Raw genomic sequence first — 16980 nt, 5'->3', positions numbered from 1 at the left:
TTGCCATTAATTTAGACAAAATCAAAATAAGAAATGATAAAAGTTTCAGAATCAGCAAGTAAGAAAATCATTGATATGATGAAAGAAGATGGCTTTGATGCTTCAAAAGATTTCGTCCGTGTAGGAGTAAAAAGTGGTGGTTGTTCAGGCTTATCTTATGAACTTAAGTTTGACAAGGAAACCTCTGAAAATGATAAGGTTTTTGAAGACAATAATATTAAAATAGCTGTTGAAAAAAAATCATATTTATATCTAATAGGCACAATACTTGAGTATTCAGGAGGCCTTAACGGTAAGGGTTTTGTTTTTAATAACCCTAATGCCCAAAGAACATGTGGCTGCGGAGAGAGTTTCTCTCTTTAAAAGCTTCCTTAACCCCTCATGAAGAGGAACCTAAAAGTAAAATAAATAAATCCTATTTACCCCTAATAGGAATTACCCCTTTGGGGACTAGGGGGCTAGTATGAGCAAATATACCGAAGACGATTTAAAAATAGAGTTAGAAAATAAAGAGTACGAATACGGCTTTTATACTGATATTGAATCTGAAACCTTTCCCGCGGGTCTAAACGAAGAGATTGTTCGTGCTATTTCCAAAAAGAAAAACGAACCTGAATGGATGACAGAATGGCGTTTAGAAGCATTTCGCATTTGGAATGAAATGACGGAACCTGAATGGGCAAACGTTCATTATGAAAAACCTGATTTTCAAGCAGTATCTTATTATTCAGCACCTAAGAAAAAAGACAAATACAACAGCTTAGACGAAGTAGATCCTGAATTACTCGAAACATTTAAAAAATTAGGAATATCTATTGACGAGCAAAAACAATTAACAGGTGTGGCAGTTGATATTGTAATGGACTCTGTTTCTGTTGCAACAACTTTCAAAAAAACCTTAGCTGAAAAAGGCATTATTTTCTGTTCGATTTCGGAAGCCATTCAAGAACACCCAGAATTGGTTCGTAAATATATAGGAACAGTAGTTCCTCAGAAAGATAATTTCTATGCAGCTTTAAATTCAGCTGTATTTTCTGATGGAAGTTTCTGCTATATCCCAAAAGGCGTTCGTTGTCCTATGGAATTATCTACCTATTTCCGTATTAACCAAGGAGGTACAGGTCAGTTTGAAAGAACTTTAGTAATTGCTGACGAAGGGAGTTATGTATCATACCTAGAAGGCTGTACTGCGCCAAGTCGTGATGAAAACCAATTACATGCAGCAGTTGTTGAATTAATTGCTTTAGATAATGCTGAAATTAAATATTCAACAGTTCAAAACTGGTATCCAGGCAACAAAGAAGGAAAAGGAGGCGTTTATAACTTCGTTACAAAACGTGGTTTATGCGAGAAAAATGCGAAAATTTCTTGGACACAGGTCGAAACAGGTTCAGCAGTAACTTGGAAATACCCTTCTTGCATATTAAAAGGGGATAACTCAATTGGTGAATTCTACTCAATTGCTGTTACAAACAATTTCCAACAAGCAGATACAGGTACTAAAATGATTCACTTAGGCAAAAACACTAAGTCAACCATTATTTCTAAAGGTATTTCTGCTGGAAAATCACAAAATAGCTATAGAGGTTTAGTGCAAGTTAGTTCACGTGCCGAAAATGCACGTAATTTCTCTCAGTGTGACTCTTTATTAATGGGAAACAATTGTGGCGCACATACTTTCCCTTATATTGAATCAAATAATTCAACAGCAAAAATAGAACATGAAGCAACCACTTCTAAAATTGGTGAAGATCAAATTTTTTACTGTAACCAACGTGGTATTCCTACCGAAAAAGCAATTGCATTAATTGTAAACGGTTTCAGTAAAGAAGTATTAAACAAGTTGCCTATGGAGTTTGCTGTGGAGGCTCAAAAGTTATTAGAAATCTCATTAGAAGGAAGTGTGGGTTAATAAATTTAAAAATAGTTGAATGACAATTTCTTTTGATTTAGATGACACATTGATTCCAACAACTTTTAGATTTGATGTAGAAAAGCAAAATTTTTTACAGAGAGTTTTTAAAATTGAAAAGATAAGAAAAGGAAGTATTAAATTGTTTAAAGAATTAGAAAAAAGACATATCAAAGTAAATATTTACACAACTTCGTATAGAAGTAAATCAAGAATTAAAATTATGTTTATGTCTTATGGAATCAAAGTACATAAAATAATAAATCAACAAGAACATAATAAATATGTAAAAATCCAAAGCTCAAAATTTCCACCAATCTTTAATATTGATATACATATAGATGATTCAACTGGAGTTAAATTAGAAGGGGAGAAATATAATTTTAAAACAATTATAATTGACAAGGAAAATAATAATTGGGTTTGTGAAATATTTAAAAGCATTAGTAATTAAAGAGAAGCATAACAACACATATCTATGTTAAGTATAAAAATTTACACGCCTCAGTTGAGGATAAAGAAATATTAAAAGGAATCAACCTTGAAATTAAAGCAGGAGAAGTACACGCGATTATGGGACCTAATGGTGCGGGTAAATCAACGTTATCTTCTATCATTGCTGGAAATGAAAACTATGAAGTTTCAGAAGGTGAAATCGTTCTTGACGGTGAAGATATTTCAGAGATGGCTCCAGAAGAAAGAGCACACAAAGGTGTTTTCTTATCATTCCAATATCCAGTAGAAATTCCAGGTGTTTCTGTAACAAACTTCATCAAAACTGCTATTAACGAAAAACGTAAAGCAAACGGCGAAGAAGAAATGCCAGCTAACGAAATGTTAAAAAAAATCCGTGAGAAATCAGAATTATTAGAAATGGATAGAAAGTTTCTTTCTCGTTCTTTAAACGAAGGATTCTCAGGTGGTGAAAAGAAACGCAACGAAATCTTCCAAATGGCAATGTTAGAACCTAAAATTGCTATCCTTGATGAAACTGATTCAGGTCTAGATATTGATGCCTTACGTATTGTAGCTAACGGTGTAAATAAATTAAAAAATGAAAACAACGCTGTTTTAGTAATTACACACTATCAACGCTTGTTAGACTATATCATTCCTGATTATGTACACGTACTAATGGATGGTAAAATTGTAAAATCAGGAACTAAAGAATTAGCTCTTGAATTAGAAGAAAAAGGATACGATTGGATTAAAAATGAGTTAGTTTAACTGTTTATAGTTTATTGTTTATAGTTCTCTAACTATAAACTAATAACCATAAACCATAAACACAAAAAATGGATTTAAAAGAAAAATTACTTTCCTCTTTTATGGCATTTGAAGAAAAGGTAGATGTAACAACTGAGTTACATGATCTTCGTACTTCTGCATTAAAGAATTTTGAAGCTAAAGGTTTTCCAACAAAAAAGAGGAAGCTTGGAAATATACATCGCTTAATGCGATACTAAAAAATGATTTTAGCATCTTTCCTAAAAAGAAAATGCAATTGAAATTAAGGATGTAAAAAAATACTTCATCAATAATGTCGACACTTATAAAGTCGTATTCATTGATGGTATTTTTAGTACTTTCTTATCTTCAACCACTCATGATGGATTAGATGTTTGCTTAATGTCCTCCGCATTAACAAAACCAAAATACAAAATGGTTATAGATAATTACTTCAATCAAGTTGCAAGTAAAGAAGAATCATTAACCACTTTAAATACAGCCTTTGCATACGAAGGAGCTTATATTAATATTCCAAAAAGCAAAATAGTTGAAAAACCTATTGAAATCATCTATTTTTCAACTGGGATTGAAAATGCTTTAATGATACAACCTCGTAATTTAGTTATTATAGGTGAAAACGCACATGTACAAATTATTGAACGTCATCAAAGTTTAAATGAAAATCCAGTATTTACCAATTCCGTTACGGAAGTTTTTGCTCAAAAACGTGCAATTATAGACTACTATAAAATTCAAAACGATTTACAGTCAGCTAACTTAATTGACAACACTTACATTGCTCAAAAACAAGAAAGCCGAGTTGCTGTACACACATTTTCTTTTGGAGGAAACATTACACGTAATAATTTAAATTTCTATCACCAAGGAGAACGTATTGATTCTACTCTAAAAGGTATTACAATTATTGGAGACAAACAGCATGTTGACCATTATACATTAGTACACCACGCACAACCTAATTGCGAAAGTCATCAAAACTACAAATGTATTTTAGACAACCATGCTACAGGTGTATTTAACGGCAAAATTTACGTAGAAAAAGAAGCTCAAAAAACAGATGCTTTCCAACAAAATAACAACGTATTATTAAGTGAAAAAGCATCAATTAATGCAAAACCTCAATTAGAAATATTTGCAGATGATGTAAAGTGTTCGCACGGATGTACAATAGGTCAATTAGATGACAGTGCATTATTTTATATGCAACAACGCGGTATTCCTAAAAAAGAAGCCAAAGCATTATTAATGTACGCTTTTACTAGTGAAGTTACATCAAGTATTAAAATACCTGAATTAAAAGAAAAAAATTGGCAAAATCATCGCTACCAAATTAGGTGTGAATATGGGATTTGATTTATAAAAGTTTTAATAAAATAGAAAATATTCAAAACATCTATTTTAAAACTTTATGACACTAAAATAAGAACCCCCGTTTTTAGCTATTTAAGTTAAAAACAGGGGTTTTCTTAAAATATCAACGTTTACTCTTCCTCTAATGATTTTTAAAAATGATATATTTAAGAAACAATAATCTAAACCTTTCCAAATCATTAGTCTTCATAAGTTAGATTTTACTTTTCATCTAATATCTCTTTACGGGCTTTATTTTTTAAAAATTACTAAAGATATTATTATAAAGTACGAAGTAAAAAATAAAATTATTAAACACTATCCTTAACCTCATCTCTATTCTGATCAGAAGGTTGCTCCCATTTTTCTGTTTTCTCTTTTAAGTCTGTAAACCAATCACCTAAAACAGGTAATAAAGTTTCAGAAGTTTTCATACAAGGATTAAAAAACAAAGAACTGTCCTGCCTTTCTCTGCTTACTATCATATTATTTATATTCACTTTTTGAAAAAGATTTAAAATAATCCCAATAAGTAAAATCATCTTTAAAGCTCCAAAAATACCACCAGCCAATGTATTTGCCCATCCTAAAAAAGCAAAACTAGCAATACCCGAAAGTAATTTAGCTATTAAATGCACTCCCACTATCACCAAAGCTAAAGTGATTACAAAAGCAGAAACTTGAATAGTTTTACATGACCACAAAACATTTTTTTCTAAAATACCACTTACAATATAGGAAAATTTTATTGCGAAAAGTATCCCTACAAAAAAGCGACAAGCGAAGCTAATTCAACAAATAAACCATTTTTAAAACCTTTGTAAAATCCAAAAACCAATAAGGCACTGATGACAATATCTATAAATCCCATTCTCTCTTTTTTTCAAATATAGGAAAATAGATAAAAGAATAAAAAAGCTGGAATGAAGATTCAGTTTTTATTAGTCTTATATTTGCATAAAAAAATAATGACTTTATTTTTTTCCTTTCTTCTTTTTCTAAATAAAAATGAGCCGAGATATACAATTAAAAAAACGTTGGGAACAAATCGTTAAGTTCCTATCTAAAAAATTTGCCGATGGTGATGAACTTGATTTAGATGCTATTATTTATTTAATAGGTGTACAAGAATTGGGTAAATTTAATCGTTCTTTTAAAAAGATGAGAAAGTCAACTTGATGCACATAGCCATTTGTAGGCTATTAGAACCTTATGGTTACTATGAATTTGACTATTTTGACACAGAAGGTTGGCCCCATTATAAAATAAAAGAAGAACTTCCCGCGTTAAAAGCAGGAGAACAATCCGTTTTAATGAAAGAAGCGATTGTTATCTATTTTATAGAAAAGGGAATTTTAGATGAATTCTGAATTGTAAACACCTAATTTAAAAGTTTATTTTCTAAAGACTAAGCACTAGGTACTATTAACTAAAAACTGTAAATTTGCACCTTTCAAAGGAGAACCGATGATAGATAAGATTAAAGAGTACATTGCAGAAGCGCAAGCATTTGATACACAAGACAAGGAAAAATTAGAAGCATTCCGAATTAAGTTTCTTGGAAGTAAAGGATTAGTAAAAGATATTTTTGCTGAATTTAAAAATGTTCCGAATGATCAAAAAAAAGAGTTTGGTCAAATCATCAATACATTAAAAAATACAGCTGAAGAAAAAGTAAAATCAATCCAAGAAATCTTAGAAAGCAAAGAAGAAATCAAAGGAATCTATGGCGATTTAACGCGTCCAGCTGAGCCTATTAAGCTAGGCTCTCGTCATCCGATATCGTTAGTAAAAAATCAAATCATTGACATCTTTGCTAACATAGGCTTTAATGTATCAGAAGGTCCTGAAATTGAAGATGATTGGCATAATTTCACTGCTTTAAACTTACCAGAATATCACCCTGCTCGTGATATGCAGGACACCTTCTTTATTCAAACCAATCCTGATATTTTATTACGCACCCATACTTCATCAGTACAAGTACGTTATATGGAGTCTAATAAACCGCCTATCCGTACAATCTCTCCAGGACGTGTATTTCGTAATGAGGCAGTTTCTTCACGTTCACACTGTATATTCCATCAAGTAGAAGGTCTATACATTGATAAAGATGTTTCTTTTGCTGATTTAAAACAGACCTTATTATATTTCACTAAAGAAATGTTTGGCAAGTCTAAGATTCGTTTACGCCCTTCTTATTTCCCTTTTACAGAACCAAGTGCCGAAGTGGATATTTATTGGGGGCTAAAAAATGAAATAGATTACCGTATTACCAAAGGAACTGGTTGGTTAGAAATTATGGGCTGTGGAATGGTAGATCCGAATGTGTTAAAAAATTGTGACATTAGCCCAGAAGAATACAACGGTTTTGCTTTTGGTATGGGTATTGAACGTATTGCCATGTTGTTATACCAAATTGGCGATATCCGTATGTTTTATGAAAACGATGTACGCTTCTTAGAACAATTTAAATCAAGCATATAAAGTCTAATATTGAAAGTCAAAAGTCTAAACAAAAACTTTTGACTTTCAACTTTTTAACATTATAACTAAAATGAAAAAAGACATTATAATTCCCAAAGTAGAAAATGTTTTTCTTGCTGCTGTACAAGAATGGAACGATGATTTTATGGACAAAGTATGGAATGTTTATTTAGTCAATGATTCTGATTTTGAATTAGAAAACATTATTGTAGTTTCTAAAGCTTATGGAAAAATTGATGGAGAAATGCGTAAAAGCTCTTTATTACGTCATGGATTCAAATTACTACCAAATGTTTCTGCTTTAAAGATTGAGATGATAGAAAATAGTGTATTAGCACTTAATAATGAGTTTATGGTTACTTATTTTATTGGAAATACATTATACGATAAAAAATTTACTTTCCGCCAAAATACTATTAACGAACGCGCTACTGAAGAAGTACCTCATTTATGGGTTAATGGAGTCGTTGTGAAATAAACACAAAAAAAAGAGAAAAGATTTTAACTAATTAAACAATATCTTTTCTCTTACTTCCTTTCAAAAAACTAATCCAATTTTTCAGTTAATTTTTTAAATGTTTTTTTTGCTTCTTTACCCTCATATAATACTTGGTAAACAGCATCTAAAATAGGTGTTTTGGCTTGATATTCTTGATTGAGTGTCCAAGCACTTTTAGTAGCATAATATCCTTCCGCAACCATACTCATTTCCATTTGAGCTGATTTTACAGTATAACCTTTCCCAATCATATTTCCAAACATACGATTTCGTGAAAAAACAGAGTAACCTGTAACTAACAAATCACCTAAATAAGCTGAATTATTAATATTACGTTTCATTCTATGTACTTGTTTAATAAAACGCTTCATTTCACGAATTGCGTTACTCATTAATACTGCTTGAAAATTATCGCCATATCCTAATCCATGAGCAATACCTGCAGCTATAGAGTAAATATTTTTTAATACGGCTGCATATTCCGTACCTACTATATCATCTGAAGTTTTAGTTTTAATATAATAACTTGATAAATTGGCAGCCATTATTTTTGCTTTTTCCATATCACCACAAGCAATTGTAAGATAAGAAAGACGTTCTAATGCTACTTCCTCAGCATGGCATGGTCCCGTGATAACCCCTATATTTTCATATAAGATATTGTATTTCGTATGAAAATGCTCTCCTACAATCAAACTACTTTCAGGAACAATCCCTTTGATAGCAGAAAAAACTACTTTTCCTTCTAAACTCTCCGTCATCTTATCAAGCTCTGCACTTAAGAAAGCTGAAGGTATTGCAAAAACTACGTAATCGGCATCTTTTACAGCCTGATTGATATCATTTGTAAGTTGTAATTTATTAATATCAAACGCTACAGAACTTAAATAATTAGGATTATGTTTGTGTAATTTCAAATGTTCTAGTGCGTAAACACTTCGCATATACCACGCAATTTGATCTACATTTTCACATAACATTTTCACGATTGCGGTAGCCCAACTACCACCACCTATAACGGCAAATTTGGGTTGTGTATTCATACTTTATGATTCCCGATCAATTTTTACTACGCTCGAGGCAAACGCTCACTTTCCTATCTTTTAAATTCAGACGAACGAGCTTACCACCTAAACATACGATTTTAAATAAAAATCCAAAGTTACAAAAAAATGGCACGCATATTGGTTACTTAACTTAGGAAACTTCAAAATCTTAATAGTATGAAAACTATAAAAATATTTTTGTTGATTATAATTACTCCATTTATATTCCAGTCTTGCACTAATGAAATAATTGTTGAAGACCATAATAAACCCACAAATAATAACATAAGCTTATCTAAACTGATGGAAAGTTATGATTTATGGTATATAGATTATAATGCAACGCAAGGCTCTGGAAATATTCCTTTCTTAACTCGTGCTTTTACCATTTCTTTTTTAAATGGTGCTCTATATGCTAATAATAATCTAGCAGGAATTGGATCTACTGGCAACGGATTTGGAACAAGAATAGGCGCTTACAACTATTATCCTAATTCAATTCGTGTTTTTCATGATCTGTATGGAACATTTGAATTAGATGTTTATCAATTAGCAAATAATAAAATTAAAATATCTGATCCAATTCACAAAGTAACCTATTATTTAGTAGGCTATCAGAGGAGTAATTTTGACTATAATAAATTATTCAATGATAACATCCATTATTTTTTACAAGAATACAAAGCTTGGGAAAAAGTATATGCTAGTAGAATAGGCGCTTTAAATGATTTTGACAAAGAAAATTTTATACAATTTTTAGCCGGAGGAACAGATAATCATTTCTGCTCTTCAAAAGATTTACGCGGAACTAATCCGAACAATATTTATTGGGATTTTACAGGTTTTTATGGTATTTCAAAGAATCTGAATCCATATACTAAAAATTTAACATTAGATTATGATTTTTGGGGCAATGAATCTTTTACGCTAAGCGTTATTAATGACCATCGCATTCGATTATTTCATACTCCAAGTGGTACGACATACGAATTTGAAGGTAGAGGATTCATACAATATCTTAGATTAGCTCCTGTAGTACAAAAACAGATGTAGAAAAATAATTGGGTTAAAAGTTAAGTTACGTTTGTTTTTGGTGTTTAGTAAAAAAGCGCACATTGAATATTCAAGTGCGCTTTTTGAATTTATATTTATAAGACTATTTTTAATATTATCTTTAAAATTAATAACTCATTTCTATGATAGCTCTTACCTTTTCTGGTGTAATATTTTGTTTTTCACCTAAAGCCAACCACCCTCTCTCTTCAAAACGATTTACAATTATAGAAGCTGTTTCAGCATAGCTTTCTGTATTTTCAGATAAACGAGTAAGCATTCCCATTGTGTGGAAAAACGCCGTGGTTTTTACAATTGCTTTTTGAGCAATTTCATCATCAGATCCTGTTAATCCCCATACTCTTTTTCCATACTGCGCTAATTTTTCTTTTTAGTATCAAACATTACTTGATATAAATTAGGCCCTATAATAGCTAAAGTTCTTGCATGATCTATTTCATATAAAGCTGTTAATTCGTGACCTATCATATGAGTAGCCCAATCAGAAGGAACTCCTTTTTGAATTAAACCATTTAATGCCATAGTACAACACCACATAAAATTAGATGCTAACTTATAATCTGTTGGATTTTCAACCACAGACGGACCTATTTCAACTAAAGTTTGTAAAATACTTTCTGCTATTCTATCTTGCAGTATTGCATCATGTGGGTAAGTCAAATATTGCTCCATCACGTGAGTAAAAGCATCTACTACACCATTTTGTAACTGACGCTTAGGTAATGATTCTATCACTGTTGGATCACAAATAGAAAATTTTGGAAACAAAGCACTACCTCCTAAAGTCAATTTTTCCTGTGTTTCTTCAATAGTAATTACAGCACCTGAGTTCATTTCAGATCCAGTAGCAGGTAAAGTCAAAACTGTACCGAAAGGAATTACCTCATTAGCATCTTTAAATAATACTCTTTGACGAAGAATTTCTACTTCATCTCCCTGATATTTAACCGCTCCTGATATAAATTTAGTACCATCTATTACACTCCCCCTCCAATAGCAAGGATAAAACCAATGTTTTGTTCACGAATAATTTGAACCGCCTTCATTAAAGTTTCAAAACGAGGATTAGGTTCAATACCACCAAACTCAACGACTTCAAATTGTTTTAAAGCAGTTTTTACTTGGTCATAAATTCCATTTTTAAAGATACTTCCTCCTCCATAAGTAAGTAAAATCTTAGTGTTTTGAGGTACTAACTCAGTTAATTTTGTTATTTGTCCTTTCCCGAAAATATAATTTACAGGATTGTATAACTCAAAGTTTGTCATGTTTTTCTGTATTTAAAAGTATAAAGGTAGAAAACAATCTATCAGATTTTTTATAAAATAAAGTTAAAAATTAACGTTTTTACTTACCTGTCTGTGATTTTTTATCATAACAATAACTAAAAAGCTGTTCAATAGCATTTTACAAAAAGCAATTGCTGTAATTCTACATTTTTCAATCTAGAAAACAGACTCAAAACAATATAAAATCAGAATTTTTAAAAAAATATTTACTACCTGATCCAAATTAACTCTAATTATATTTCAATTAAGGAAATTCACCCAATCTTTTTAGTATATAAACCTATCTTTTTAAAATAAAAACATATTCTATACATTTGCGTAGAAATAACGCAAGACATGAGTTTCTCACAAAATATACGTATAGCAGTTGATGGAGTTGTTTTTGCTTATGCAAATTCATCATTATATGTGCTGCTAATTCAGCAAAAATTTGGAACCAATACTTTACATTGGGCATTGCCGGGGGCTTAGTTAAAGCCAATGAGCCTTTAATAGATGCTGTAAAACGCGAAATTAAAGAAGAAACCAATGTGACCGTAAATTATATAGAACAACTTTACACCTTTGGTGATGATATATATCGTGATTCGAGAAACCGAGTAATTTCTGTGGCTTATTTCGCATTGGTAAACCCCTCCCATTTGAAACTTATGGCCAATACTGATGCTGATGCAGTCGCTTGGTTCAAAATAGACGAAGTCCCTAAACTAGCTTTCGATCATAATAAAATACTTGATAAAGCTCGTGAACGTTTGCAAGCTAAATTAACTTACCAACCTATAGGTTTTGATTTACTTCCTAACGAGTTTTTATTTTCCGAACTCGAGCATTTATATACTTCCATCATTGGGAAAGAAATAGATCGTCGTAATTTCAGAAAAAAGATTTTAAGTCTGGGTTTTATCGAAGAAACAGAACACATACATCATTCGAAATCAGGCAGACCTGCTAAATTTTTCAAATTTAATATTGCTAAATACAAGGAACTTACAAACGAAGGAATGGTATTTGAAATCAAGTTTGCGTAAAAAAAAACACAAAATGTTTTGTTAGTCTAAAAATGTATTTTATATTTGCGTAATATTAACGCAAAATTATACATTATGTTCCTTATAAATTTAGATAAAAACTTTACTCCTTTTGGCACTGAAAATGAAATTTCTTTTCAAGCTTTTACATTTTCAGGGGGAGAACCACATATTAAAATTCAACATTTCGATACTACCCAAAAAGTGATTATTACGCATCGTGCGAATAGTTTTAACGATTTTGGTTTAATTATTCTTACGATAGATGCATTAAAACGTATGGACGTGAAAGAAATAGAACTTTTTATTCCGTATTTTCCAGCAGCAAGACAAGATCGTGTAATGATACCAGGCGAACCATTATCTGTAAAAGTGTATGCAGCTATTTTGAATAGTCTAAATCTTTCTAAAGTATATGTTTTTGATGCACATAGCGAAGTAACACCTGCTGTACTTAACAATTGTCAAGTGATTACCAATTATAAATTTATTGAAAGAGTGATTGAAAACATAGGTCAAGAAGTGATTTTGATTTCTCCAGACGGCGGAGCACTAAAGAAAATTTATAAGGTTTCTGAATATCTAGGCGGTGTCGAAGTGGTCGAAGCAAGTAAAAGCCGAGATGTGAAAACGGGAAAACTTAAAGATTTTAAAGTTTACACCGATGATTTACAAGGAAAACCTTGTTTAATAGTAGATGATATATGCGACGGAGGTGGCACGTTTATAGGCTTAGCCGAAGCTTTACAAAAAAGAATGCTGGCAAATTATATTTAGCCGTAAGCCACGGAATTTTTAACAAAGGATTCGATCAATTACAAATTTTTGAAAAAATCTTTACAACCAATTCGTTTAGAGATTTTAACGAGGAAAAATTAATAGTAATTGATTTGAATAAAATCAATTCAATACATTATGACAAATAAAAAAGAAAATATATAGCAAACGAAACACTTACAATCCTAGAAAACGGATTTTACATTCACCAGAACGAAAAAATAGAAGTAGCTCTCCTAATTGAGCAATCTATTAACGATACGTTTACCATTTTACCTGCACAATGGGAGGAAATCGAAAAACAAGATATCCTCAAAAACGAAAACAAAACCATCATTGAATTTAAAAATCTATCGACTATTGAGGCTTTAGTTGAAGAGAAGACCAACGGAAAAGTAGGACTTTTAAATTTTGCTTCTGCTAAAAATCCAGGAGGCGGATTTTTAGGTGGTGCTTCAGCACAAGAGGAAAGCCTAGCGCGATCTTCTTCATTGTATGCTTCTTTAACAAAAGACCGCACGATGTATGAATACAATAGAAGCCAAACTACTTTTTTGTATTCTGATTATATGATTTATAGCCCTAATACGATTTTTTGGTTTGATGATGAAGGCACAACGTTACCACAACCTATTATTGCTGATGTAATTACATCGCCTGCGCCAAACAAAGGTGCAATGCTTCATAGGGAAAGAACTAATGAGTTGCCTCAAATTGAAGAAGTCTTTAGCCAACGAATAAAAAAAGTGCTCCACATTGCCAACCAGCAAAAAGTTGATACGCTAATTCTAGGCGCTTGGGGTTGTGGCGTATTTAGAAATGATCCACAAATGGTAGCGGAGCTGTTTAAAAAAGTGATAGATAAAGAATATGCCAATGCTTTTAAACGAATTGTTTTTGCCATTTATGACAGAAGTAAAGAAAAACTAGTACTAAAAGCTTTTGAAGCAGTTTTTGATAAATAAAAATTTAAATATTAGTAGATATGATTTTAGAAGCGGCAATAGGAGATGCCTATGGGGCAGGTTTTGAGTTCAGAGATATAGATTTTATTCAAGAATTTAATAAACTAGAAGAATATCATCCCCACGGTTTATACACGGAGATATATAAAAAATATACAGATGATACTCAAATGGCATTGGCTATTGCCGAATTGCTTTTGGAAGACCTTGACTGGACCGAAGAACGTGTGGCTCAAAAGTTTGTGGAGGTTTTTCATAGAGACAAAAGAAGAGGATATTCGGATAGAGTTTATAATGCACTTGATCGAAGCAAGAATGGAAATGAATTTATGGCAAACTTAACTTTTCAAAGTAGTGGTAATGGTTCGGCGATGCGAGCTTATCCTATTGGGTTTGTAAAAGAAATTCCAACGTTGTTAAAGTTATGCGAAATTCAGGCTAAAACCTCGCATAACACCACAGAAGGAATCCAGTGTGCAAAACGTATAGCTTTGGCAGTTCATTTTTTTAGATATGGTTTAGATGCAAAATACAATTTGATTGATTTTATTAATAAAACTTTGGACGAAAATGAAACGTATGAAATTATCGCACCTATAGATATGCACGGTTATCCTACTACAAAAGCAGTGATTAAACTAGTATCGGAAGCGACTTCAATGTATAATTGTTTACAAGAAGGAATAAACTATGGAGGAGATACAGATACAGTTGCTGCCTTATGTATGGCAATACTAAGTGTAAAAAAAAGTGGAATAAATGATTTACCCTCTTTTTTGTATGAAGAATTGGAAAACGGAAGTTTTGGCAAGGATTATTTAATAAAAATAGATAATCAATTAAAAAACAAATTTTTAAAGGAGTAAAAATGAAATACAGTAGAGATATATTGATCAAAGAAAACAAAAGTTACAAATACCTTTTCTTTTGGGGGCATCAACCCTCAAAGGATGGAAGTATTACAAAAACCTGTTTTAGTCAGTGGTGGGAAAGTTTATTTGAGGTAAATGGAATCACCTATAAAACTGCTGAACATTGGATGATGGCAGAAAAAGCTCGTTTATTTCAAGATATGGAAATGCTCGAAAAAATTATCGCAGCGAGTTCACCCGCACAAGCTAAACAATTCGGACGTGAAGTAAAAGGTTTTACTACTGAGTTATGGAATAAAAAACGTTTTGAAATTGTCGTGGAAGGTAATTACCACAAATTTTCACAAAACGAAGCATTAAAAGAATTTTTGTGCAACACAAACGATAGGATATTAGTCGAAGCAAGTCCAGTGGATAAAATTTGGGGTGTCGGTTTAACAAGTAATGATGAAAAGGCTGAAAATCCTAAGTTATGGAAGGGGTTAAATCTTTTAGGATTTGCATTAATGGAAGTTAGAGATAAGTTGAATGAAAACAACAAATGAATTAGTTAGATTAGGCTTAGCTAAAAAATCAATAACAGGTATAGCAATTGGTGATGCTTTTGGAGATAGTTTTTTTGGGGAATCAGATTTTATTGAAAATGCAATTGGCAATAAAATTATTCCTGAAACAAAATGGGAATTTACAGATGATACCGTGATGGCAATTCCATTATTGAAATCTTTGGAAAAATTTCAGGAAATTAATCAAGATTTTATTGCAAATGAGTTCGCTATCAATTATGAAAAAGATTTTAGGAGAGGATACGGGCCTTCTATGCATCGAAAGCTAAAAGAAATGAAAGAGACCTCAAATTGGTTAAATATTTCAAAGTCTAGTTTCAACGGCGAGGGATCTATGGGTAATGGAGGAGCGATGAGAGTAGCTTTGTTGGGAGCGTATTTTTATGATGATTTTTTTATTCTTTCAGAACAAACAAAAAAATCGTGTGAAATTACTCATTACAATAAAGAAGCTATTGCGGGATCAATTTCGGTGGCTATTGCTTCAGCCTTATGTACACGAATGTCATTAGGTGAAAAAATTGAAAAGAAAGATTGGTTAGCTATTGTTATCGAAAATACACCTGAAAGTGATTTAAAATATAAGCTTAAGAAAATAGAACAATTGCCAGAGAATTATCATATAAAAACAATAGTTGCTACTTTAGGTAATGGTACAAAAATGTTAACACAAGACACGGTTCCTTTTGCAATTTGGAATGTTTATCATTTTATGGATAATTTCGAAAATTGCCTTTGGAGCACAGTTTCAGGTTTGGGTGATAGAGATACAACTTGTGCAATCGCAGGGGGTATAGCTATAATGAATACAGAACTTAACAAAGTAAATCCTGTTTGGTTAAAATCTGTAGAAAATTGGGAGGAAAGTATTTTTTATAAGTGAAAAAGAATTACAAATGAAAACAAAATTAGTACATAGCGCATTATTTGGAGTAGCAGTTGGTGATGCATTAGGTGTTCCAGTAGAATTTAAAGATAGAAACGAATTAGCAAGATTTCCAGTTCAAGGAATGAAAGAATATGGATCACACGGACAACCCGCTGGAACTTGGAGTGATGATAGTTCGTTAACTTTTTGCTTAGCCGATAGTTTGTGTGATGGTTACAATACCAATCAGTTGGCTCAATATTTTGTCAATTGGCGAAATGAACAAATGTGGACACCCCACGGCAGAGTTTTCGATATAGGAATTGCTACTAGTAATGCTATTTATAGAATATCTCAAGGTATTGATCCTATTTTGTGTGGAGGTTTTAATATTGAAGACAATGGTAATGGTTCATTAATGCGAATACTTCCTTTAGTTTTTTATATAAAAGATAAAAGTATAGATGAAATTTATCAAATAACAAAAGAAGTATCTTCCATAACTCACGCGCATTTTCGTTCTGTTTTTGCTTGTTTTATTTATCTTGTTTATGCATTAGAAATTATAAAAGGTTCAGATAAAGAAAAAGCATACACTACTATGCAACTTATAATAGCAGATTTTTTAAAAGAAAAAGATTTCAATAAAAATGAACTTTCTCTTTTTGATCGCATTCTGAAACAGAATATAAGTAGTATAGAAGAAACCAATATCAGTTCATCGGGTTATGTTTTACATAGTTTAGAAGCAAGTTTATGGTGCGTACTTACTTCAAACAGCTATAAAGAAACTGTACTCAAAGCGGTGAATCTTGGCGGAGATACAGACACCACTGGAGCCATAGCAGGAGGTTTAGCAGGATTAATTTATGGTTACGATGCTATTCCAACCGAGTGGATCAATGTCTTGGCAAGAAAAACAGATATTGAAAATTTATGTGAGCGATTGGCTAAAAAATATACAATCGATTAACATCATTAATAACCTTGCAAACT

At 31.7% G+C, this 16980-nt stretch carries 15 protein-coding genes and 4 pseudogenes; 16 read left to right on the top strand and 3 right to left on the bottom strand.

The features are described 5' to 3' along the window. Positions 1-33: 33 nt before the first annotated feature. From JJC03_RS06305 to sufD, 5 genes and pseudogenes are all read left to right on the top strand, one after another. On the top strand, positions 34-363 hold the full coding sequence (locus JJC03_RS06305; protein WP_088397568.1) for a HesB/IscA family protein: 330 nt from the start codon (positions 34-36) through the stop codon (positions 361-363). A 100-nt stretch (positions 364-463) separates the two neighbouring features. Further along, positions 464-1912, top strand: a complete 1449-nt coding sequence (gene sufB, locus JJC03_RS06300; protein ID WP_088397569.1) for a Fe-S cluster assembly protein SufB — start codon at positions 464-466, stop codon at positions 1910-1912. Between the two features lie 19 nt (positions 1913-1931). Then, entirely contained in the window at positions 1932-2366 is a 435-nt protein-coding gene (locus JJC03_RS06295; RefSeq protein ID WP_235874187.1) for an HAD family hydrolase, read from the top strand. Positions 2367-2386: 20 nt separating this feature from the next. After that, the gene (sufC, locus tag JJC03_RS06290; RefSeq protein ID WP_235874352.1) at positions 2387-3139 is read left to right on the top strand and encodes a Fe-S cluster assembly ATPase SufC; all 753 of its coding nucleotides are present in this window, start codon (positions 2387-2389) and stop codon (positions 3137-3139) included. A gap of 68 nt (positions 3140-3207) precedes the next feature. Then, positions 3208-4523 (top strand): annotated as a pseudogene (gene sufD, locus JJC03_RS06285) (Fe-S cluster assembly protein SufD). Between the two features lie 301 nt (positions 4524-4824). On the opposite strand, the gene JJC03_RS06280 reads toward sufD, so the two are convergent. Continuing rightward, entirely contained in the window at positions 4825-5235 is a 411-nt protein-coding gene (locus JJC03_RS06280; protein ID WP_258932591.1) for a CvpA family protein, read from the bottom strand. A gap of 286 nt (positions 5236-5521) precedes the next feature. Here JJC03_RS06280 and JJC03_RS06275 point away from each other — a divergent pair. The 3 genes and pseudogenes from JJC03_RS06275 to JJC03_RS06265 all read left to right on the top strand — a co-directional run bounded on the left by JJC03_RS06275 (position 5522) and on the right by JJC03_RS06265 (position 7478). After that, a pseudogene (locus tag JJC03_RS06275) lies at positions 5522-5883 on the top strand (hypothetical protein). 97 nt (positions 5884-5980) lie between these two features. Further along, entirely contained in the window at positions 5981-7000 is a 1020-nt protein-coding gene (pheS, locus tag JJC03_RS06270; protein ID WP_088397574.1) for a phenylalanine--tRNA ligase subunit alpha, read from the top strand. 70 nt (positions 7001-7070) lie between these two features. Next, positions 7071-7478 (top strand): hypothetical protein, encoded by a 408-nt coding sequence (locus tag JJC03_RS06265; RefSeq protein WP_088444506.1) that lies wholly within the window; start codon positions 7071-7073, stop codon positions 7476-7478. 68 nt (positions 7479-7546) lie between these two features. Here the strand turns inward: JJC03_RS06265 and JJC03_RS06260 are convergent, their stop codons facing one another. After that, positions 7547-8542, bottom strand: a complete 996-nt coding sequence (locus tag JJC03_RS06260; protein WP_235874186.1) for an NAD(P)H-dependent glycerol-3-phosphate dehydrogenase — start codon at positions 8540-8542, stop codon at positions 7547-7549. A gap of 180 nt (positions 8543-8722) precedes the next feature. Here JJC03_RS06260 and JJC03_RS06255 point away from each other — a divergent pair, with 180 nt between their 5' ends. After that, positions 8723-9598 (top strand): nicotinic acid mononucleotide adenyltransferase, encoded by an 876-nt coding sequence (locus JJC03_RS06255; RefSeq protein ID WP_088397577.1) that lies wholly within the window; start codon positions 8723-8725, stop codon positions 9596-9598. 127 nt (positions 9599-9725) lie between these two features. On the opposite strand, the pseudogene JJC03_RS06250 reads toward JJC03_RS06255, so the two are convergent. Further along, positions 9726-10887: pseudogene (locus JJC03_RS06250) on the bottom strand (iron-containing alcohol dehydrogenase). Positions 10888-11244: 357 nt separating this feature from the next. Between JJC03_RS06250 and JJC03_RS06245 the strand changes: the two are divergent. The 7 genes and pseudogenes from JJC03_RS06245 (at position 11245) to JJC03_RS06215 (ending at position 16957) form a co-directional block, all read left to right on the top strand. Then, positions 11245-11936 (top strand): annotated as a pseudogene (locus tag JJC03_RS06245) (NUDIX hydrolase). 75 nt (positions 11937-12011) lie between these two features. Next, positions 12012-12713, top strand: a complete 702-nt coding sequence (prs, locus tag JJC03_RS06240; RefSeq protein ID WP_309597761.1) for a ribose-phosphate diphosphokinase — start codon at positions 12012-12014, stop codon at positions 12711-12713. A gap of 161 nt (positions 12714-12874) precedes the next feature. Beyond that, the gene (locus JJC03_RS06235; RefSeq protein ID WP_235874351.1) at positions 12875-13678 is read left to right on the top strand and encodes a TIGR02452 family protein; all 804 of its coding nucleotides are present in this window, start codon (positions 12875-12877) and stop codon (positions 13676-13678) included. A gap of 20 nt (positions 13679-13698) precedes the next feature. Further along, the gene (locus tag JJC03_RS06230; protein ID WP_235874185.1) at positions 13699-14544 is read left to right on the top strand and encodes an ADP-ribosylglycohydrolase family protein; all 846 of its coding nucleotides are present in this window, start codon (positions 13699-13701) and stop codon (positions 14542-14544) included. Positions 14545-14546: 2 nt separating this feature from the next. After that, positions 14547-15095: a riboflavin biosynthesis intermediates N-glycosidase gene (ybiA, locus tag JJC03_RS06225; RefSeq protein WP_235874184.1), complete on the top strand. Its 549-nt coding sequence runs from the start codon at positions 14547-14549 to the stop codon at positions 15093-15095. After that, the gene (locus JJC03_RS06220; protein WP_235874183.1) at positions 15079-15999 is read left to right on the top strand and encodes an ADP-ribosylglycohydrolase family protein; all 921 of its coding nucleotides are present in this window, start codon (positions 15079-15081) and stop codon (positions 15997-15999) included. Before ybiA ends, JJC03_RS06220 begins: the two co-directional genes overlap by 17 nt. Positions 16000-16012: 13 nt before the next feature. Beyond that, positions 16013-16957: an ADP-ribosylglycohydrolase family protein gene (locus JJC03_RS06215; protein ID WP_235874182.1), complete on the top strand. Its 945-nt coding sequence runs from the start codon at positions 16013-16015 to the stop codon at positions 16955-16957. The last annotated feature ends 23 nt before the right edge of the window (positions 16958-16980 follow it).

This window comes from Flavobacterium oreochromis (genome assembly GCF_019565455.1).
GTDB lineage: Bacteria > Bacteroidota > Bacteroidia > Flavobacteriales > Flavobacteriaceae > Flavobacterium > Flavobacterium oreochromis.
Note: the sequence above shows the minus strand (reverse complement) of the source record. Positions and strands in the feature narration are given on the sequence as shown.

Excerpts from the sequence above, each read along its gene's own strand:
- JJC03_RS06305 (WP_088397568.1), top strand. The coding sequence starts at position 34 with ATGATAAAAGTTTCAGAATCAGCAAGTAAGAAAATCATTGATATGATG.
- prs (WP_309597761.1), top strand. The coding sequence starts at position 12,012 with ATGTTCCTTATAAATTTAGATAAAAACTTTACTCCTTTTGGCACTGAA.
- sufB (WP_088397569.1), top strand. The coding sequence starts at position 464 with ATGAGCAAATATACCGAAGACGATTTAAAAATAGAGTTAGAAAATAAA.
- JJC03_RS06230 (WP_235874185.1), top strand. The coding sequence starts at position 13,699 with ATGATTTTAGAAGCGGCAATAGGAGATGCCTATGGGGCAGGTTTTGAG.
- JJC03_RS06295 (WP_235874187.1), top strand. The coding sequence starts at position 1,932 with ATGACAATTTCTTTTGATTTAGATGACACATTGATTCCAACAACTTTT.
- JJC03_RS06255 (WP_088397577.1), top strand. The coding sequence starts at position 8,723 with ATGAAAACTATAAAAATATTTTTGTTGATTATAATTACTCCATTTATA.
- pheS (WP_088397574.1), top strand. The coding sequence starts at position 5,981 with ATGATAGATAAGATTAAAGAGTACATTGCAGAAGCGCAAGCATTTGAT.
- JJC03_RS06220 (WP_235874183.1), top strand. The coding sequence starts at position 15,079 with ATGAAAACAACAAATGAATTAGTTAGATTAGGCTTAGCTAAAAAATCA.
- JJC03_RS06265 (WP_088444506.1), top strand. The coding sequence starts at position 7,071 with ATGAAAAAAGACATTATAATTCCCAAAGTAGAAAATGTTTTTCTTGCT.
- JJC03_RS06215 (WP_235874182.1), top strand. The coding sequence starts at position 16,013 with ATGAAAACAAAATTAGTACATAGCGCATTATTTGGAGTAGCAGTTGGT.
- ybiA (WP_235874184.1), top strand. The coding sequence starts at position 14,547 with ATGAAATACAGTAGAGATATATTGATCAAAGAAAACAAAAGTTACAAA.
- JJC03_RS06260 (WP_235874186.1), bottom strand. The coding sequence starts at position 8,542 with ATGAATACACAACCCAAATTTGCCGTTATAGGTGGTGGTAGTTGGGCT.